The organism is Agilicoccus flavus (assembly GCF_014857905.1).
Taxonomy (GTDB): domain Bacteria; phylum Actinomycetota; class Actinomycetes; order Actinomycetales; family Dermatophilaceae; genus Agilicoccus; species Agilicoccus flavus.
The window spans coordinates 263,038-281,593 of record NZ_JACYXE010000003.1; the positions used below are offsets into that span (position 1 = coordinate 263,038).

An 18,556-nucleotide genomic window follows, 5' to 3' on the forward strand; every position below is an offset into this window, starting at 1 on the left:
GCCCTGTGAACGTCGACGTCCTCTACCTGGTGACCGGTGCAGCGCTGCTCATCGCGATCATCCTGCCGCGCATCCTCGAGCGGCTGCCCGCCTCCGCGCCGATCATCCTCATCCTCATCGGCGTGATCGTCGGGGTCCTGCCGTGGACCGGGCAGGCGCCGGTGCGCCCCCTTGAGCACACCCTCGAGACCCAGCATCTCGCCGAGATCACCGTCATCGTCTCCCTCATGGGTGTGGGCCTGGCCCTCGACCGCCCGCTGCGGTGGCGGTCGCTGACCTCGATCCGGTCGTGGGGGACGACGTGGCGGCTGCTGTTCATCGCCATGCCGCTGTGCATCGCGTGCGTCGCGTTCCTCGGCTGGTGGGCGATCGGGTTCGCCCCCGCCACGGCGCTCCTGCTCGGCGCGGCCCTCGCGCCGACCGACCCCGTCCTCGCCGCGGACGTGCAGGTCGAGGGGCCGGAGCTGTCGGGGCCGAGCAGCGACGCCGACGGGCGCGACGGGCGTCCCGACGGCGGCGCCGACCTCCAGCACGGCGTCCGCCGCACGTGGGACGAGGACGGCGACGGCGAGGGGGCGGACGGCGGCGACGGCGCCGGCGACGAGAAGGAGGCGGAACCCCACGTGGGGGAGAACGACGAGGTGCGGTTCGCCCTCACCTCCGAGGCGGGTCTCAACGACGCGCTCGCGTTCCCGTTCGTCTACGCCGCGATCTACCTCGTCACCAAGGGTTCGGTCGCTCAGTGGGGCTGGTCGTGGCTGGGCACCGAGATCATCCTCAAGACGGTCGTCGGCGTGCTCGTCGGGATCGCGGGCGGTTGGGCGCTCGGCCACATCGCCTTCCGCAGCCGCGTCGACTCCCTGCGGCTCGCCGACCGCGGCGAGCCGCTGCTCGCCCTCGCGGCGACTCTGGCCGTGTACGGCCTCGCGGAGGTGGCCCACGGGTGGGGGTTCCTCGCCGTGTTCGTGTGCGCGCTCACCCTGCGGGCCCAGGAACGCAGCCACGACTACCACGGGCACATGCACGACGTCATCGAGCGGCTCGAGCTGCTGCTCACCCTGCTCATGCTCATGCTCGTCGGCCTGAGCTTCGCCGACGGCGTCCTCGACCACCTCACGTGGCAGGGCGCGGCGGTGGGTCTCGCGCTCGTGTTCGTCGTGCGCCCCGTGTGCGCCCTGCTCGCCCTCGGGCGGGGCGCGGGGGTCGACACCGCCGTCGGCGGGGAGCTCGGGCCGCGCGAGCGGTTCGTCACCGCGTTCTTCGGGGTCCGCGGCATCGGGTCCATCTACTACGTGGCCTACGCCCTCGCGGAGGCACCGTTCCAGCAGGCCGAGGAGCTGTGGGCGACAGTGGCGTTCACGATCCTCGTCTCGGTCGTCGTCCACGGCACGACCGCGACCCCGGCGATGCGCTGGCTCGAGGGGGCGCGTCGGCCCACCGCCGCGGCCACGCGAGAATGAGGCCATGACCTCTCCCACCAACCCGAACGTCGCCCGCATCAACGAGCTCAACGACACCGTCCGCTACGCGATGTGGTCGGTCTTCAAGGTGGGGCAGCGATTGCCTGCCGACGTCGCGGAGCGCGACCGGCTGGGCGAGGAGGCGGAGGCCTACCTCGAGGGGCTCGGGCAGGGCCCGTCGGCCCACACGGGCGTCGAGACCGTGCTCGGGGCCGACGTCGACGTGCGCGGCGTGTACGACGTCGGGGGGTTGCGCGCCGACGCCGACCTCATGATCTGGTGGCACGCGCCGGCCATCGAGCAGCTCCAGGCCGCCTACCGCGGGTTCCTGCGCACCGGCCTCGGCGCGCACCTCGAGCCCGTGTGGTCGGTGGCCGCGCTGCACCGGCCCGCGGAGTTCAACCGCAGCCACCTGCCGGCCTTCCTCGCCGGCGAGCGCGTGCGCGACTACCTGTGCGTCTACCCGTTCGTGCGCTCCTACGACTGGTACGTCATCGACGGCGGGGAGCGGCGCTCCATGCTCGCCGAGCACGGGGCCATGGCCCGCCCGTACCCGGACGTGCGCGCGAACACCATCCCGGCGTTCGCGCTCGGCGACTACGAGTGGATCCTCGCCTTCGAGGCCGACGAGCTGCACCGCATCGTCGACCTCATGCGTGAGCTGCGCGCGAGCAAGGCCCGCCTGCACGTCCGCGAGGAGATCCCGTTCTACACGGGGCCCCGCGTCGACATCCGCGAGCTCGTCGCCGCTCTGCCGTGACGGGCCGCGCCCGGCCGCTCACATCGTGAGATGACGATGTGGACCGTTCCGGGCGCGGCGCCGACGGTCACGCGTGACATCTCACGACGTGGCGGAGTCGGTGGTCGGGCGCAGGCGCATCGAGATGGAGTTGATGCAGTAGCGCTGGTCGGTGGGCGTGTCGTACCCCTCGCCCTCGAAGACGTGCCCGAGGTGCGAGCCGCACGACGCGCAGCGCACCTCGACGCGGCGCATGCCGAGGGTCGTGTCCTCGATGTACTCCACGGACTCTCCCGCCAGCGGGGCGTAGAAGGACGGCCACCCGCAGTGGCTCGGGAACTTCGTCGTGGAGGTGAAGAGCTCGGCGCCGCAGGCCCGGCACTCGTAGACGCCCTCGGTCGTCGTGTCCGTGTACTCGCCGATGCCGGGGCGTTCGGTGCCGGCCTGCCGGAGGACCTGGTACTCGGCGGGGGTGAGGCGCTCGCGCCACTCGTCCTCGGTGCGGCTGACCGGGTAGGTGCGGTCGGTGTGCGGTGAGTTCGTCGTCATGCTCGTGTCAACGCCGCGGACGCCCGGGTGTTTCCCGGCGCCCCGCCGTAGGCTCGCGGGCATGGCCTCCGACGCGGTGACGCTGACCATCCCCGGCCCCGGCGACGTCGAACGCGTCGTCAAGCTGAGCAATCCCGACAAGCCGGTGTGGCCCGCCGTCGACGGCGCCGACCCGGTGACCAAGCGCGACCTCGTCGACTACCTGCTCGCCGTGGCCGACCCGTTCCTGGCCGCCGTGGGGGACCGTCCCGTGACCCTGCAGCGTTTCCGCGGGGGCGTGACCGGCGAGGAGTTCTACTCCAAGAACCCGCCCAAGGGCACCCCGGCGTGGTTCCGCACCGTCGAGTGCACCTACCCCTCGGGGCGGCGGCACCCCCAGCTCGTCGTCGACGAGATCGCCTCGGCGGTCTGGGCGGCCCAGATGAGCACGGTGACGTTCCACCCGTGGCCCGTGCGCGCCGACGACAACGACCTCGTCGACGAGCTGCGCATCGACCTCGACCCCCACACCGGCCGCGGCTTCGGCGACGTCGTCACCGTCGCGCACGCCCTGCGGGAGCTGTTGGGCGAGGTGGGTCTGGTCGCCTGGGCCAAGACGTCCGGCAACCGCGGCGTGCACGTCTACTCCCGGTTGCGCCGCACGCACGAGTTCCTCGACGTGCGGCACGCCGTCATCGGCATCGCCCGCGAGCTGGAGCGGCGGATGCCGGAGCTCGTGACGACGGCGTGGTGGAAGGAGGAGCGCGGCGCCCGCGTGTTCGTCGACTACAACCAGGCCAACCGCGACCGGACGATCGCCTCCGCGTACAGCCCGCGCCCGCTGCCCGATGCGCCGGTGTCGATGCCGGTGACCTGGGAGGAGCTCGACGACGTCGCCCCGCGCGACTTCACGATCCGGTCCGCGCCCGCCCGGCTCGCCGAGCGCGGCGACGCGTGGGCGGGCCTCGACGACGCCGCCGGCGACATCGCCGCGGCCCTGCGCCTGTGGGAGGCCGACCTCGACCGCGGCCTCGGGGAGCTCGCCTTCCCGCCCGACTACCCCAAGATGCCCGGCGAGCCGCCGCGCGTGCAGCCGAGCAAGAAGGTCGCGGCCCACTGGCCGGCCGCGCAGGAGCGCGATCCCGACTGAGCCGAGGAGCGATGTCGGCTGGGCAAGTATGTCGCGCTCGCTCGCGAATTGTGGGCAAGGTGTACAAGATCGTGGCGCCCCACCTCACGGGATCGGTCCGAGTGGTCAGGCCCGACCTTCGCTCTTGGCAGGGGGTCGTCCCGGTGGTCTCCTGAGGCCATGCGGTCGCCGCGATCCGGCGACCACCACAACGACGTGGAGGGAGCACCACCGTGTTCGACGAGGGCCAGTTGTACTCACCCGTGAGCCGCGGCGACGACGGGGGTGTGCGCGTCCACCTCGACCCGTCGCACCCCGGCGCCGCCGACGAGGCGTACCTGCGGCGCCGCAACGAGATCGCGGCCGCCGCCCTGGACTGGCGCGAGGGGCAGCCGCTCCCGCACATCGACTACACCGACGCCGAGAACGAGGTGTGGGCCACCGTGAGCCGCGCGCTCGCGCCGAAGCACGAGCGCCACGCCCACCCCGAGTACCTCGCCGCCAAGCGGGCGCTCGGTCTGCCGACGGAGTACGTCCCCACCCTCGACGAGGTGAGCGACCGCATCGGCCCGCTCACCGGGTGGTCCTACATCGCCGCGCCGGGCCTCGTGGCGCTCCGGCAGTTCTACGGGGCCCTCGGGCGACGCGTCTTCCACTCGACGCAGTACCTGCGTCACCCGAGCCGGCCGCTCTACACCCCCGAGCCCGACATCATCCACGAGGTCATCGGGCACGCGAACCAGCTCGCGAGCCCGCGGTTCGCGGCGATCACCCGGGCCGCCGGCGAGGCCTCGCTGCGCCTGGAGGACGAGTCGGCGATGAAGTTCGTCGCCGACGTGTTCTGGTTCTCGATGGAGTTCGGCGTCATGTACGACGGGCCGGAGCTCAAGGCCTACGGCGCCGGCATCCTCTCGAGCTACGGCGAGATGGACGAATTCGCGCACATGGAGATCCGCCCCCTGGACCTGCTCGACATGGGCACCCTCAACTACGACATCACCGCCTACCAGCCCGTCCTCTTCGCCGCGCGCGACGTTGCCGAGCTGGAGGACGTCGTCGGCCACTTCTTCGCGACGTGCAGCGACGACTCCATCGCCGCCCTGCGAACCCAGGCGCCGCTGACCGTGTGAGGCGCGGTGCCCGCCCTCAGCCGGCGGTGAACACCTCGCCGAGGTCGTAGGCGGGGGCGCGGTCGATCTGGGCGAGCGTGCACGACGTCGGCTCGCGGTCGGGGCGCCAGCGCAGGAACGTCACGGCGTGCCGGAAGCGGTGGCCCTCGAGCTGGTCGAAGGCCACCTCGACGACCCGCTCGGGCCGCAGCGGCACGAACGAGACGTCGCTGTTGGAGGAGAAGCGGGACCGGTCGGTCGCGGCCGCCTCGATCTGCCCGTCGGCGTCCCGGCGCACGAGGGGTTCGAGGTCGTCGACCAGCTCGAGGCGCCGCTTCGCCGTGAAGGCCGCGATGCCGCCGACGTTGAAGAGCCGCCCGTCCTCGTAGAGGCCGAGGAGGAGCGACCCGACCCCCTGGCCGGACTTGTGCACGCGGTACCCGACGACCACTGCCTCCGCGGTGCGCTTGTGCTTGATCTTGAGCATGGCGCGCCGGCCGGGCTCGTAGACGCCGTCGAGGGGCTTGGCCACGACCCCGTCCAGGCCCGCCCCCTCGAACCGCTCGAACCAGTCGGTGGCGACGTCGGGGTCGAGGGTCGTCGCGGTGAGATGCACCCCGCTCCCGGCGGGCACGTCCGCGAAGACCTCCTCGAGGCGAGCCCGGCGCTCGCGGAACGGACGGTCCAGCAGGGTGTCGTCCCCGAGGGCGAGCAGGTCGAACGCGACGATCTCGGCGGGCGTCTCGCGGCTCAGCTTCTCGACCCGGCTCGCGGCGGGGTGGATGCGTTGGCTCAGGGCGTCCCAGTCGAGGCGTTCGGCCCCGGCCGAACCCGAGCGCACGACGATCTCGACGTCGACCGCGCACCGGCTCGGGAGGGTCGCCCGCACGGCGTCGACGACCTCGGGGAAGTAGCGCGTCAGGGGCTTCGATCCGCGGCTCGCGAGCTCGACGTCGTCGCCGTCGCGCAGGACGACGCAGCGGAACCCGTCCCACTTCGGCTCGTAGGACAGGCCGCCGGGCACCGAGTCGGCGGCGGGCACGGCGGCGACCGCCTTGGCGAGCATCGGCGTGAACGGCAGCTCCAGGGGCAGGGTCATGGGCGTCATTCTCGCGCGCCGTGGCGACCCCGGCGCGGCGTCGGGGGGTCGCGGAGGTCGTGGCCAGTCTCGGAGAGTCGTGGAGGGTCGGCGAGGCCGCGGCGGGTCGCGGTGGGTCGTCGCGGGCCCGTCGGGGGCCGTCTGGGAGACTGCGGGGGTGTCCGCACGTCGACCGCTGGCCCGCAGGGTGGCGCTCGTCGCCGCCGGAACAGCCGGGGGGCTCAGCGCGGCCTCCGCGGCCGGCTCCCTCGGCGCCGCGTCCTACTTCGCGCGCGTCCTGCTCACGCCCGAGCGCGACCGCCCCGACAACGTGACGATCCTCGCGATCACCGACGACACGATCACCTTCGACGTCACCGAGGACTCGGTGTGCCCGGGCTGGTACGGGCTCTGGTTCGACCAGGGCGCCGGCCACCTGCGGGTCGGCGACATCCTCGAGCTCGACGAGACGGCGGGTCGGGTGACGCGCGAGCTGCAGGGCGTCGACCTGCGCACCCCCACCCCCGGCCCGGCGCGCTGGGACGGCTACTACTACGGGGACCGGCCCGACGTGAGCCTGGGCCTGCCGACGACCGACGTCGCCCTGCCGGGGGAGGTCGGCGACCTGCCGGCCTGGCTCGTGCCCGGGGGCGGCCCGAACGACGACTGCGACGGCGACGGCGACGGGCATGACGACGGCGGCGGCGACGGAGACGGGCGCGCGGTGGGCGGGGCCGGCGGCCGGTGGGCCGTCCTCGTCCACGGCCGCGGCGCGACCCGTCACGAATGCCTGCGGGCCGTCCCGACGCTGCACGCGCTCGGCATCACCGCCCTCGTGCCCACCTACCGCAACGACCCGCAGGGCCCGCCCAGCCCCGACGGCAAGTACAACCTCGGGTTGTCCGAGTGGCGCGACATCGAGGCCGCGATCCGGTACGCCCTCCAGCAGGGCGCCCGCGACGTCGTGCTGCTCGGCTGGTCGATGGGGGGCGCGATCGTCCTGCAGACCCTCGACCGCTCCGAGCTGTCGCGCTACGTGCGCGCCGTCGTCCTCGACGCGCCGGTCATCGACTGGGGGGACGTCATCGCCCACCAGGCGCGGCTGCGACGCCTCCCGCGCTGGCTCGCCCTGCTCGCGCAGACGATGCTCGGGGCGCGCTGGTCGCAGCGGCTCGTCGGGCTGACCGAGGTCCTGGACGTCGCCCGCACGAACTGGCAGCACCGCGCCGACGAGATCCGGCACGACATCCTGCTCATCCATTCCCGCGACGACACCTTCGTTCCCGTCGGGCCCTCCCGAGAGCTCGCGCGCCGCCGGCCCGACCGGGTCCGCTTCGAGGAGTGGTCGGTCGCCCGGCACGTCCGAGAGTGGAACGTCGACCGGGACCGCTGGGAGCGCGTCGTCGCCGACTACCTGCGGGGCCTCTGACCTCCTGCGGGCCCCGCCGCGGCGCTCGGGACACGTCCGGGCCCGACCCGGCTCCACGTGGCCGGTCGCGATGTCATGATGACCCGCATGGCCCCCTCCAGCACCGGCTCCGCGACGCCGTTCACCGACGCCCTCATGGTCCGCGAGGGCTTCGCCCTCGCACACGTCGACCCGAGATCGACCCCCGCGCTCGGGGGGAAGAAGGGCGGAATCAAGAAGGACGGCGAGAAACTCATGGCGGCAGGCGCCGACGAGTTGAGCTCCCTCCAGGAGCGGCTCTACGCGCAGGCCAAGGGGGGCGGTCAGGAACGCCTCCTGCTCGTCGTCCAGGGCATGGACACGTCCGGCAAGGGCGGGATCATGCGCCACGTCGTCGGTCTCGTCGACCCGCAGGGGGTGTCGATCACGGCCTTCAAGGCACCGACGACGGTCGAACGCCGGCACCCGTTCCTCTGGCGCATCCGGCCCCGCCTGCCCGGGCCCGGGATGATCGGGGTCTTCGACCGGTCTCACTACGAGGACGTGCTCATCGCCCGGGTCCGCAACCTCGTGCCGTCGTCGACGTGGGCGCGCCGCTACGGGCAGATCAACACGTTCGAGAAGACGACCGCCGCGGGCGGCACGACCATCGTCAAGGTCATGCTGCACATCTCGAAGAAGGAGCAGGGCGAGCGCCTCGCCGAGCGTCTCGACCGCCCCGACAAGTACTGGAAGTACAACCCCGGCGACGTCGACGAGCGCGCCCTGTGGGACGACTACCAGGTCGCCTACGAGGCCGCCCTGACGCGGACCTCGACCGCGCACGCGCCCTGGTTCGTCGTGCCCGCCGACCGGAAGTGGTACGCGCGTCTCGCCGTCCAGCAGCTCCTGCTCGAACACCTGCGCGCCCTCGACCCGCAGTGGCCCCCGGCGGACTTCGACGTGGAGGCCGAGAAGAAGCGGCTCGCCGAGAGCTGACCCGACCCACCGGGTCAGCGCCTCGGGTCGGCCGGAGCGCGCGTGGACCGATCGGTCCACGGATGAGGGCCACGGATGAGGGCCGGGGGCGTGTCCACGTCCCCGGCCCTCATCGTTCCTGCTCAGCCCTTGCGTCGGGACTTCCCGGACGAGCCCTTGCCGGACCCGGTCTTGGGCGCCTTCGCCGCGTCCCCGGACGTGGCGGGCTGCTCGGAGGCGCCGGCCTTGTCGTCGTCGGCCGTCTGCGCGTCGGCCGTGCTGGCCTCGTCGCTCGCAGCCGGCGTCTCGGACGGCGCGTCGTCGGACCGGTCGGAGGAGGCGGCGGCCTGCTGCTGGGCCATCTCGGCGTTGTGCGCCTCGGCGGACGCGACCTCGGCCTCCGAGGTCTCACCCTCCTCGGCCTCGGGGATCGGCTCGCTCGTCAGGACGATGACCGAGCGGCCCGCGACCGTCAGGACCGAACCCGACTCGTGCGGTTCGGTGTCGGCGCCCGCCCGACCGGTGGCCGTGTCGGTGTCGACGGCGACCCGCCACTGCACGTCGTCGACGATCTTCGGGATGGCGAAGTCGACCGGCTCGCTGTGGGCGTTGAACATGAGGATGAGGTCGTCGTCGGTGACGCGCTGACCGAGCGGTCCGGGCTCCTGGATGCCCTTCCCGTTGAGGAAGACCGAGAGCGTCCGGGCGTACCCCGTCGACCAGTCCTCGTCGCGCATCTCGCGCCCGTCGACACCCAGCCAGAGGATGTCGCCGAGCGGCGACTCTCCGCCGTGGTCGGCGCTGCCCGCGAAGAAGCGGCGCCGGCGCAGCACCGGATGGTCCTTGCGCAGGGCGACGATGTGGCCGGCGAAGTCGAGGAGCTGACGCTGCTCCTTCGTGAGATTCCAGTCGATCCAGGAGATCTCGTTGTCCTGGCAGTAGACGTTGTTGTTGCCGCCCTGGCTCCGGCCGAGCTCGTCGCCGTGGGCGATCATCGGGACGCCCTGGCTGACGAGCAGCGTCGTGAGGAAGTTGCGGATCTGGCGGATGCGCAGCGCGCGGATGTCGGGGTCGTCGGTGACGCCCTCGGCCCCGCAGTTCCACGACCGGTTGTGGCTCTCGCCGTCGTTGCCGCCCTCGCCGTTGGCGTCGTTGTGCTTCTCGTTGTAGGAGACGAGGTCGCGCAGCGTGAAGCCGTCGTGGGCGATGATGAAGTTGATGGAGGCGATCGGCCGCCGGCCCGAGTGGGCGTAGAGGTCCGAGGACCCGGTCAGGCGGGACGCGAACTCCGACAGGGCGGCGGCCTCGCCGCGCCAGTAGTCGCGGACCGTGTCGCGGTACTTGCCGTTCCACTCGGTCCACAGGGGCGGGAAATTGCCGACCTGGTAGCCGCCGTCGCCGAGGTCCCACGGCTCGGCGATGAGCTTGACCTGGCTGATGACCGGGTCCTGCTGGATGAGGTCGAAGAACGCGGACAGCTTGTCGACCTCGTGGAACTGGCGGGCCAGCGTCGCGGCGAGGTCGAAGCGGAAGCCGTCGACGTGCATCTCGGTGACCCAGTAGCGCAGCGAGTCCATGATGAGCTGCAGCACGTGCGGGTTGCGCATGAGCAGGCTGTTGCCCGTGCCGGTCGTGTCGTAGTAGTGCCCCTTCGCGTCGTCGACGAGGCGGTAGTACGCCGCGTTGTCGATGCCGCGGAAGCAGATGGTCGGGCCCTTCTCGTTGCCCTCGGCGGTGTGGTTGTAGACCACGTCGAGGATGACCTCGATGTTCGCCTCGTGCAGCGCCTTGACCATGGCCTTGAACTCGGTGACCTGCTGACCGCGCGTCCCGGTGCCCGCGTACTCGTTGTGCGGGGCGAGGAAGCCGATCGTGTTGTAGCCCCAGTAGTTGCGCAGGCCCTTGTCGATCAGGTGGCTGTCCTGCACGAACTGGTGCACGGGCAGGAGCTCGATCGCGGTGATGCCGAGGTCGGTGAGGTGCTTGATGATCGACGGGTGCGCGATCGCCGCGTACGTCCCGCGGATCTCCTCCGGGACGTCGGGGTGCGTCATCGTCAGACCCTTGACGTGCGCCTCGTAGATGACGCTGTCGTGGTACTCGTACCGCGGGGGGCGGTCGTGGCCCCAGTCGAAGAACGGGTTGATGACGACCGAGAGCATCGTGTGCCCGAGCGAGTCGTCGTCGTTGAAGGCGTCGGGGTCGTCGAAGCGGTACGAGAACAAGGACTCGTCGCCGGTGTTGACGCCCTCGACGGCCTTGGCGTACGGGTCGAGCAGGAGCTTGCTCGGGTTCGCCCGCTGGCCGTTGTCGGGGTCGTAGGGACCGTGGACGCGGTACCCGTAGCGCTGCCCCGGCTGCACGTTGGGCACATACGCGTGCCACACGTACCCGTCGACCTCGGTGAGCTCGATGCGGGTCTCGGTCAGCTCCGAGTCCTCGCCGTCGATGAGACACAGTTCGATGCGCTCGGCCACCTCGGAGAAGAGGGCGAAGTTGACGCCCGTCCCGTCGTACGTGGCTCCCAGGGGGTAGGCAGAGCCCGGCCAGATGTCCATAGATCCCTTTCGTCTGCACGGCTCGGTTTCGACGCGTGCGTGAGGGCCGGACGTCGTTCCGGCCCCGTCCGAGCGTAGCGGGGCCCGGGTCGACCGCCGATCACCGGCGGAGGCGGGCGGTGTTCGCGCGGGGACCGTTTCGGCCCCCGTTCGTGCTCGGTTGGACTCCGGACTCGCGAATCGGTTACTGTCTTCCAGCACGCCGCAAGCGCGGCGGGCACGAGGCCCGGCCTACGGATCGGGCGTCACATGCGGACGTGGCTCAGTTGGTAGAGCACAACCTTGCCAAGGTTGGGGTCGCGGGTTCGAGTCCCGTCGTCCGCTCGGAGGGAAGACTCACGTGCCTTCCTCGAAGGTCGACAGATCTTCATGGTGGAGTGGCCGAGAGGCGAGGCAACGGCCTGCAAAGCCGTGTACACGGGTTCAAATCCCGTCTCCACCTCGCAGCACGAGAACAAACCCATATGGGCGATTGGCGCAGTCTGGCTAGCGCGCTTCCTTGACACGGAAGAGGTCACAGGTTCAAGTCCTGTATCGCCCACCGCACGCCGCGAGACCCCCGACACGGTCGGGGGTCTCGTCGTGTGTCGAGGGGAAGATCCGCCAGTCGCGATGGGCGTCAAGGGGACACGCCGACCTGGTCGGCGAGGGGTGTCCGGGCCTTGCGCACGAGTTCCGAAACCCGAGCCCGTCCCGGGGCGTCGACCTCTCACGCAGGGGTCGTTCCGACCGATGGGGGAGCGGCGCCGAACCGGGGCCGGCCGATCGGCCCCACCGCCACCTCACCGCCTCGAACCATCGAAGGGAAAGACGCCCATGTCCGCGCTGGTCGCTCCGCGTCGATACAGCATCCTCATCACCCGGGTCGACCCGGGCTCCGACGCGACGACCGCGGCGGGCAGCTGGCATTCTGTCACGGCCACCAGCCTGAGCGAGGTCCTGCGCACCGTGCGTTCGGGGGCGTTCCGCGACGTCGCCGGCATCACGTTCACGCCGGGGGAGAGCCGCGTGGCCGCCGTGGAGTGCCACAGCGCGTTCTGAGTCCGCCCCGAGGGGCCACGGGTACGCGGCGTGAGGGCCCTAGGGCCGGTCGAGCTTCGCGCACCCCTGGGCGGCGTCGGCGAGCCGGTCGAGCTCGCCGGCCTGCCCGGCCGGGTCGCGGGGGATGCCCGAGGGGGCGATGAGCCGCGGCACCCACTCGCTCGCCGTGACGAGCGCGGGCGCGCCGGCGCGCTGATCGCCCGCCCGGGCCCGCTTCTCGGCGATGCGGGCGCCGTCGAGGGTGACCGTGAGCACTCCCGAGGAGCGCGAACCCGGGCTGGGGTTGTACCAGACGTAGTTCCCGAGGCCGTAGCCCACGAAGGTGCGCCCGAGCATGCCGGAGCCCTGGGGCCGATGTGCGTGCGTCCCCACGACGACGTCCGCGCCGTCCTGCGACAGATTCCGGGCGAGGGCGCGCTGCCGCTCGTTCGGGCAGGTCGTGCCCTCGGTGCCCCAGTGCAGGTAGGCGACGACGACGTCGTGGCTCGCCACCGCGGCGCGGGTGGCGGCGCGGAGCCGTTCGTCGTCCAGCGCGGTCGCCACCCCGGGGGAGTCCGCGTCCGCCGCCCAGTTGCGGGCCGTCTCCTCCTCGATCGCTGTCGCGGCCACCACCCCCACCCTCACCCCCTTGACGTCGACCGTGGCGGGTGCGAACGCCTGCTTCTCGTCCGCCCCGAACCCGACGACCGGCACGGGGGAGTCGGCGATCGCCGCGAGCGTCTCCCGCACGCCGGAACGGCCGTAGTCGGCGGCGTGGTTGTTCGCCATGGACAACACGTCGATCCCGGCGGTCTTCAGCACCGTCAGGGCCTTCGGCGGGGCGCGGAAGGTGAACCGCTTGGCCTCCGGACGGCCCTCCGTCGCGATCGCCGTCTCGAGGTTGGCGACGGCGAGGTCGGCCGCGGCGAGCTGTGGGAGCCGATCGGCCCACTCCGAGTCCGGGTCGTCCAGGCGCGGCTCGAGCTGCCGCGCGAAGTGGATGTCCCCAGCGAAGGCGAGGGAGATGTCCGGCACGCTCGTCGGCGTCTGGCTCGCGGACGCCGGGTCGGACGGCGTGGGCGTCCCGGGCGCGGACGCCCCGGAGGGGCTCACGCCCGGGGATGCCTGCGGGGCAGGCGGATCGGCGGCGCAGGACGTGAGACCGATGAGGGCGGCGGCCAGCGCGGCCGCAACGGCGGGACGACCCGCGGAGCGCGACATGCGCACAGGCTAGGGGCGCGGCCGCGACGGACGCGGGAACGCGGGCGCGGCTCGCCGCGTTCAGCGACGATGAACGGGGTGGCCCGGCAGGGGCGAGGCCGGGCCGGCACGCCGGTCGGGCGTCGACGTTCTGTGCGCCGGGGCGCGATCACGAGGGCGAGAGGGAGGCGATGGACACGACACGGCAGCGGGACGCCCGCGGGCGTCGACCGGCGGAGCCCGTCGCCGACACCGCGTCGCACCGGTCGCGGCGCGACTGGGCGTGGCGCCGGCGCATCCGGGAGAACGCCCGGCTGTACCACGCCTATCGGTGGGGGATCGCGGCGCTCGGGGCGGTCATCGTCGTCACCGGTCTGGTCCTCGTGCCGCTCCCGGGCCCGGGGTGGCTCATCGTCTTCCTCGGTGTCGCCGTCTGGGCCTCCGAGTTCGCCTGGGCCCACCGCCTGCACGGCTGGGGGCGGGAGCGGCTGCGCGGCTGGGAGGCCTACGTCCGCCGCGCCTCCTGGGCGATCCGGCTCGCGCTGCTCGCGACGACGAGCCTCGCCGTGGGGGTGTTCTTCTGGTGCTTCTTCAAGCTCATCGGCCTGCCCGGCTGGCTCCCGCCGGAGGTGTCCACGCCGCTGCGGATCTACTTGGGGCTCTGATCGAGGTGCGCCCTCGGCGGGCCGTGACCCGTCAGTGCCCGGCGCGGCGCGGCGGCCGCGTCCGCACGGAGCGCGGGTTCTCGGATTCGCTCGCACACCCCCCGACCCGCTAACATCGGATCCCGTTGCACATGAGCGCGTCTCTCGACGGGCTCTGCTGCGGACGTATAGCTCAGTTGGTTAGAGCGTTCGCTTCACACGCGAAAGGTCAGGGGTTCGAGTCCCTTTACGTCCACCGACCGGCATACAAGGCCCCGCCTCACACGGCGGGGCCTTTTCTGTGTCCGGACACGCTCAGGGGCGGCGGTAGCGGCGCACGCGCACGTCGATCTCCAGGGGCCAGCTCTCCCGCTGCGCAAGGGCCGCGTGCAGGGCGTCGGGACGCACGTGGTGGGCGCTGGGGCCCATGCCGACGACGGCGGCCGCGTCCGCGGGGCCGACGGTCTCGACCGTGCTCACGACCCGCTCGTCCACCGCCTCGAACGCGGCGAGGCGGTCGGCCAGACGTTCGTCCTTGCGTTCGTCGACGCCCACCATGCCCGCCGCCTCGACGAGCGTGCGCAGGTGGCCCGGGCCCGGCGTGACGACGAGCAGCGACCCGCCGGGCGCGAGGACGCGCAGGATCTCGGCCGCGGGCCGGGGCGCGAAGACGCACGTGACGAGGTCGCAGGAGGCGTCCCGCAGGGGCAGACCGGCCCACGCGTCGCCGACGACCGAGGCGAGACGGCCGTGTGCGCGGGCCGCCCGTCGGGCCGCGGGGCGGGACAGGTCGAGACTCACGCCGACGAGGTCGGGGCGCGCGTGCAGGACCGCCACCGCGTAGTAGCCGGTGCCGCCCCCCACGTCGAGCAGGCCGCGCGGGACGGACGCGTCCGCCCCGCCGAGCGGAGCTGGAGGGACCGGCGGGGCTGCCGGGCCGGCGGGTGCGGGGCCGCCGGCCACGATCGTAGGAACGCCTGCGCCCTGGGCCGTGACCGCGTCCCCCGCCGCCGCGGCGAGCGCTCGCGCGATGGGCGCGTACCGGCCGGCGGACTGGATCCGCTCCCGGTCGAGGACCATCTGCGTCGAGTCGGGGGTGAGACCGTGCGCGCCGCGGCCGCCGAGGAGGTTGACGTACCCCTGTCGCGCGACGTCGTGGCGGTGGCCGGCGGCGCAGCCGAGCGCCCCCGCGTCGACCCGGGCCAGCGCGGACCCGCACACCGGGCAGGCGAGCAGTGAGAGGGCGACGTCGAGCACCCGCCCACCCTAGGAGAGTGCTGAACGATCCCGTCGGCTCGCCCGGCGACACGACCGGCGCGCACGATGGGGGCATGACCACCTCGATCCCGCCCGGCGCCACGCCCCCCGCCGCGACACCCCCGCCCCGGCCGATCGGCACGATCACCACGCTCGCGATCTACCCCGAACGCGACGAGCCCGGGACGCGGCTGGAGTCGGCGTTCGTCGAACCCGCAGGCCTGGAGGGCGACCGCCGCAAGAAGCGGCCCGTCCACGTCGTCGGGCAGGAGGAGACGCCCGACACGACCCGCGCGAACCTGTTCCTCGACACCCCCGACGCCTGCCTGCGCGAGGCGCTCGGTCAGGAGGTTCGCGCCGGAGGGGTCGTGCTCGCCCTCGACGAGCTGCCCAGCGGGTGCGCCGGCGTCTACGCCTCCGTCGTGCAGGAAGGTCTGCTCGCCGTCGGCGACCCGCTCGAGACCCTCGAGCCGGGCGTCGACACCGGCGAGCACAGCGGCGTCGACGCCCCCGCCTGACGTTCCCGCGCCCTCGTCGGGCGACGAGACCAGGACGGGGCCCGAGTCGCGCGGCACCAGGTGCCACGACCGTGGGTGGCGGACGGCCGGTCGTAGTCGGGCCTCGCCACGGCGCCGCCACCGCCGGCCCGGCGGCCTCGGCCGATACCCTTGAGGCGGCCGCCCGAGGCGGCCGGGTGCGTCCCCGCCGCCCGCGGCGAGCGACCAGCGCCCACCCCACCCGATCCACCCAGAGGAGTCCCCGTGTCATCCCAGATCACCGTGTCCGTCGCCGGAGAGCAGCGATCGGTCCCGGCCGGGACGACGGCGGCCGACCTCTTCGACTCCCGCCGGATCGTCGTGGCCCGCCTGCTCGGCGAGGGCGACGGTCGGCTCGTCGACCTCTCCCACGAGCTCGCCGACGGCGACGTGATCGAGGGTGTCGACGTCGGATCCGACGACGGCCTCGACGTGCTCCGGCACTCGTGCGCCCACGTCATGGCGCAGGCGGTGCAGCAGGTGAACCCGAGCGCGAAGCTCGGCATCGGCCCGCCCGTGCGTGACGGCTTCTACTACGACTTCGACGTCGAGCAGCCCTTCACCCCCGACGACCTCAAGTCGCTCGAGAAGGTCATGCAGCGGATCGTCAACGAGGGGCAGACCTTCCGCCGCCGCGTCGTCTCCGAGACCGAGGCCCTCGAGGAGCTGGCGGGGGAGCCGTTCAAGTGCGAGCTCGTCGGCCTCAAGGGCTCGATGTCCCACGACGACGAGGAGGCGGGCGCGGGCGTCGAGGTCGGCGCCGGCGAGCTGACCATCTACGACAACGTCCGCAAGGACGGGACGGTCGCCTGGGGCGACCTGTGCCGCGGCCCGCACCTGCCCGACACGAAGATCATCGGGAACGCGTTCAAGCTCATGCGCTCGGCGGCAGCGTACTGGCGCGGGGACCAGGCCAACCAGCAGCTCCAGCGCCTGTACGGGACCGCGTGGCCGAGCAAGGACGAGCTCAAGGCCTACCTGCACCGCCTCGAGGAGGCCGAGAAGCGCGACCACCGCAAGCTCGGCATCGAACTCGACCTGTTCTCGTTCCCCGACGAGATCGGGTCCGGCCTGCCGGTGTTCCACCCCAAGGGCGGGATCATCAAGCGGGAGATGGAGGACTACGTCCGCCGCCGGCACATCGAGGAGGGCTTCGAGTACGTCGGGACCCCCCACATCGCGCACGAGCAGCTCTTCCACACCTCCGGGCACCTGCCGTACTACGCGGAGGGGATGTTCCCCGAGCTCGACGTGGACGGCACCCCGTACCGCCTCAAGGCGATGAACTGCCCGATGCACAACCTCATCTACCGCTCCCGCGGCCGGTCCTACCGCGAGCTGCCGCTGCGGCTCTTCGAGTTCGGCTCGGTCTACCGGTACGAGAAGTCGGGCGTCATCCACGGCCTGACCCGCGTTCGCGGGTTCGCCCAGGACGACTCGCACTCCTACGTCACGGCCGAGCAGGCGCCGGCCGAGATCAAGCACCTGCTCGACTTCGTCCTCGGGCTGCTGCGCGACTTCGGGCTCTCCGACTTCTACCTCGAGCTGTCGACCCGGGACACCGAGGGCGCCAAGAAGGACAAGTTCATCGGCTCCGACGAGCAGTGGGAGGTCGCGACCCGCGTGCTCGAGGAGGTGTGCCTGGAGTCGGGTCTCGAGCTCGTGCCCGACCCGGGGGGCGCCGCCTACTACGGCCCCAAGGTGTCGGTGCAGGCCCGCGACGCCATCGGCCGCACCTGGCAGATGAGCACGATCCAGTACGACTTCAACCAGCCCGAGCGCTTCGGCCTCGAATACCAGGCGGCCGACGGCACCCGGAAACAGCCGGTGATGATCCACTCGGCGAAGTTCGGGTCGATCGAGCGGTTCATGGGCGTCCTCGTCGAGCACTACGCCGGGGCCTTCCCGGTGTGGCTCTCCCCGGTGCAGGTCACGGGCATCCCCGTGGCCGAGGAGTACGCGCCCTACCTCGAGGACGTGGCGGCCCGACTGCGCCGCCGCGGCGTCCGCGTCGAGATCGACCACAGCGACGACCGGTTCCCGAAGAAGATCCGCACGGCGAGCAAGTCCAAGGTCCCGTACGTGCTCATCGCCGGCGAGGACGACCGGGCCGCGGGGGCCGTCTCGTTCCGCTACCGCGACGGTTCCCAGGAGAACGGCGTCCCGGTCGACGACGCGATCGAGCGCATCGTCGCCGCGATCGAGAGCAAGGACCAGGTGCTGACCGCCCCCACGGCGCTCGACGCGTCGGCGCCGGTGGAGCCCGCCGAACCGGTGAGCTGACCGGCCGACCCACCGCGTCACCGACTCCGCCCCCGGCCGGCCCTCGACCGGGGGCCGGGAGCGGGGCCGCGCGGCCGCACCGGGCGCGGTCCATCACCCCGCCGAACGCAGGCCGGGGCCGCGCAGGGGGTGCCCCCACCTGCGCCGTCGTGGTTCACTGACCGGTATGGACACCCTGCCGCGGCCCGACGTGCGCGTCGCGCTCGCCGAGCCCGGCGACGCCTTCGCCGTCGCGGCCCTGCATCTGCAGCACGACGTCGCCGCTGGCGCGGTGCCCGAGGCGGGATTCCTCGACCGGTTCGCCGACTGGTGGCTGCCCCGGCGCGAGTACCGGCCGACGTGGCTCGCCACGAGCGCCGCGGGCGACCCGCTCGGGGTGCTCGCGGGGCTCGTCGTCGACGATCGTCCGGCCGTCGGCCGGACGCCGCGGCCCTGGCTGCATCTGACGTTCCTGTACGTGCCGCCCCGGGCCCGCGGCACCGGCGTCGGGGCGTCACTCGTCGCGCGAGCCCAGGGCTGGGCGCACGCGCGGGGGGTCGAGCGTGTGGGGGTGCGCCCGAGCGGCCCCGACGCGGGGGCCGACGTGTTCGTCACCGCCGGTTTCGTCCCCGCGCCGGACCAGCTCGTGTGGCGCCCGACCGACGACTGAT

At 72.6% G+C, this 18,556-nt stretch carries 16 protein-coding genes and 4 tRNA genes; 15 read left to right on the plus strand and 5 right to left on the minus strand.

The genetic code is table 11. From position 1 onward, the window contains the following. Positions 1 to 5 precede the first annotated feature (5 nt). On the plus strand, positions 6 to 1,460 hold the full coding sequence (locus ICW24_RS07000; protein ID WP_226345000.1) for a cation:proton antiporter: 1,455 nt from the start codon (positions 6 to 8) through the stop codon (positions 1,458 to 1,460). A gap of 4 nt (positions 1,461 to 1,464) precedes the next feature. After that, positions 1,465 to 2,220, plus strand: coding sequence for a hydrogen peroxide-dependent heme synthase (hemQ, locus tag ICW24_RS07005; protein ID WP_226345001.1), 756 nt, complete (start codon positions 1,465 to 1,467; stop codon positions 2,218 to 2,220). An 81-nt stretch (positions 2,221 to 2,301) separates the two neighbouring features. Here the strand turns inward: hemQ and msrB are convergent, their stop codons facing one another. Continuing rightward, positions 2,302 to 2,748, minus strand: a complete 447-nt coding sequence (gene msrB / locus ICW24_RS07010; RefSeq protein ID WP_226345002.1) for a peptide-methionine (R)-S-oxide reductase MsrB — start codon at positions 2,746 to 2,748, stop codon at positions 2,302 to 2,304. Positions 2,749 to 2,809: 61 nt separating this feature from the next. On the opposite strand from msrB, the gene ligD reads away from it, so the two are divergent. Together ligD and ICW24_RS07020 are read left to right on the plus strand one after the other, a co-directional pair. Then, positions 2,810 to 3,877: a non-homologous end-joining DNA ligase gene (gene ligD, locus ICW24_RS07015; protein WP_226345003.1), complete on the plus strand. Its 1,068-nt coding sequence runs from the start codon at positions 2,810 to 2,812 to the stop codon at positions 3,875 to 3,877. A 212-nt stretch (positions 3,878 to 4,089) separates the two neighbouring features. Further along, complete coding sequence (locus ICW24_RS07020; RefSeq protein WP_226345004.1) at positions 4,090 to 4,986, plus strand: phenylalanine 4-monooxygenase; 897 nt, start codon at positions 4,090 to 4,092, stop codon at positions 4,984 to 4,986. Positions 4,987 to 5,002: 16 nt separating this feature from the next. Here ICW24_RS07020 and ICW24_RS07025 read toward each other — a convergent pair whose 3' ends face one another. Beyond that, entirely contained in the window at positions 5,003 to 6,064 is a 1,062-nt protein-coding gene (locus ICW24_RS07025) for an ATP-dependent DNA ligase (RefSeq protein ID WP_226345005.1), read from the minus strand. A 157-nt stretch (positions 6,065 to 6,221) separates the two neighbouring features. On the opposite strand from ICW24_RS07025, the gene ICW24_RS07030 reads away from it, so the two are divergent. After that, positions 6,222 to 7,472, plus strand: a complete 1,251-nt coding sequence (locus tag ICW24_RS07030) for an alpha/beta hydrolase family protein (RefSeq protein ID WP_226345006.1) — start codon at positions 6,222 to 6,224, stop codon at positions 7,470 to 7,472. An 87-nt stretch (positions 7,473 to 7,559) separates the two neighbouring features. After that, complete coding sequence (locus ICW24_RS07035) at positions 7,560 to 8,429, plus strand: PPK2 family polyphosphate kinase (protein ID WP_226345007.1); 870 nt, start codon at positions 7,560 to 7,562, stop codon at positions 8,427 to 8,429. A gap of 122 nt (positions 8,430 to 8,551) precedes the next feature. On the opposite strand, the gene glgX is transcribed toward ICW24_RS07035, so the two are convergent. Further along, positions 8,552 to 10,966: a glycogen debranching protein GlgX gene (glgX, locus tag ICW24_RS07040; protein WP_226345008.1), complete on the minus strand. Its 2,415-nt coding sequence runs from the start codon at positions 10,964 to 10,966 to the stop codon at positions 8,552 to 8,554. 251 nt (positions 10,967 to 11,217) lie between these two features. Between glgX and ICW24_RS07045 the strand changes: the two genes are divergently transcribed. The 4 genes from ICW24_RS07045 (at position 11,218) to ICW24_RS07060 (ending at position 12,007) form a co-directional block, all read left to right on the plus strand. Further along, a tRNA-Gly gene (locus ICW24_RS07045) sits at positions 11,218 to 11,290 on the plus strand. Positions 11,291 to 11,337: 47 nt separating this feature from the next. Then, positions 11,338 to 11,408, plus strand: a tRNA-Cys gene (locus tag ICW24_RS07050). A gap of 24 nt (positions 11,409 to 11,432) precedes the next feature. Continuing rightward, positions 11,433 to 11,507: transfer RNA gene (locus tag ICW24_RS07055), tRNA-Val, on the plus strand. 275 nt (positions 11,508 to 11,782) lie between these two features. After that, complete coding sequence (locus ICW24_RS07060) at positions 11,783 to 12,007, plus strand: hypothetical protein (RefSeq protein ID WP_226345009.1); 225 nt, start codon at positions 11,783 to 11,785, stop codon at positions 12,005 to 12,007. 39 nt (positions 12,008 to 12,046) lie between these two features. Here ICW24_RS07060 and ICW24_RS07065 read toward each other — a convergent pair whose 3' ends face one another. Then, positions 12,047 to 13,207 (minus strand): CapA family protein, encoded by a 1,161-nt coding sequence (locus ICW24_RS07065; RefSeq protein WP_226345010.1) that lies wholly within the window; start codon positions 13,205 to 13,207, stop codon positions 12,047 to 12,049. A gap of 170 nt (positions 13,208 to 13,377) precedes the next feature. Between ICW24_RS07065 and ICW24_RS07070 the strand changes: the two genes are divergently transcribed. Beyond that, positions 13,378 to 13,851: a TIGR02611 family protein gene (locus ICW24_RS07070; protein ID WP_226345011.1), complete on the plus strand. Its 474-nt coding sequence runs from the start codon at positions 13,378 to 13,380 to the stop codon at positions 13,849 to 13,851. Between the two features lie 161 nt (positions 13,852 to 14,012). After that, positions 14,013 to 14,086 (plus strand) — tRNA-Val (locus tag ICW24_RS07075). 59 nt (positions 14,087 to 14,145) lie between these two features. Here ICW24_RS07075 and ICW24_RS07080 read toward each other — a convergent pair. Beyond that, positions 14,146 to 15,087 carry a putative RNA methyltransferase gene (locus tag ICW24_RS07080; protein ID WP_226345012.1) on the minus strand — a complete coding sequence of 314 codons (942 nt, stop codon included), beginning with the start codon at positions 15,085 to 15,087 and terminating at the stop codon, positions 14,146 to 14,148. Between the two features lie 74 nt (positions 15,088 to 15,161). On the opposite strand from ICW24_RS07080, the gene ICW24_RS07085 reads away from it, so the two are divergent. The 3 genes from ICW24_RS07085 (at position 15,162) to ICW24_RS07095 (ending at position 18,555) form a co-directional block, all read left to right on the plus strand. After that, positions 15,162 to 15,605, plus strand: a complete 444-nt coding sequence (locus ICW24_RS07085; RefSeq protein ID WP_226345013.1) for a hypothetical protein — start codon at positions 15,162 to 15,164, stop codon at positions 15,603 to 15,605. Between the two features lie 243 nt (positions 15,606 to 15,848). Further along, positions 15,849 to 17,906 (plus strand): threonine--tRNA ligase, encoded by a 2,058-nt coding sequence (gene thrS, locus ICW24_RS07090; protein WP_226345014.1) that lies wholly within the window; start codon positions 15,849 to 15,851, stop codon positions 17,904 to 17,906. Between the two features lie 166 nt (positions 17,907 to 18,072). After that, on the plus strand, positions 18,073 to 18,555 hold the full coding sequence (locus ICW24_RS07095) for a GNAT family N-acetyltransferase (protein WP_226345015.1): 483 nt from the start codon (positions 18,073 to 18,075) through the stop codon (positions 18,553 to 18,555). The last annotated feature ends 1 nt before the right edge of the window (position 18,556 follow it).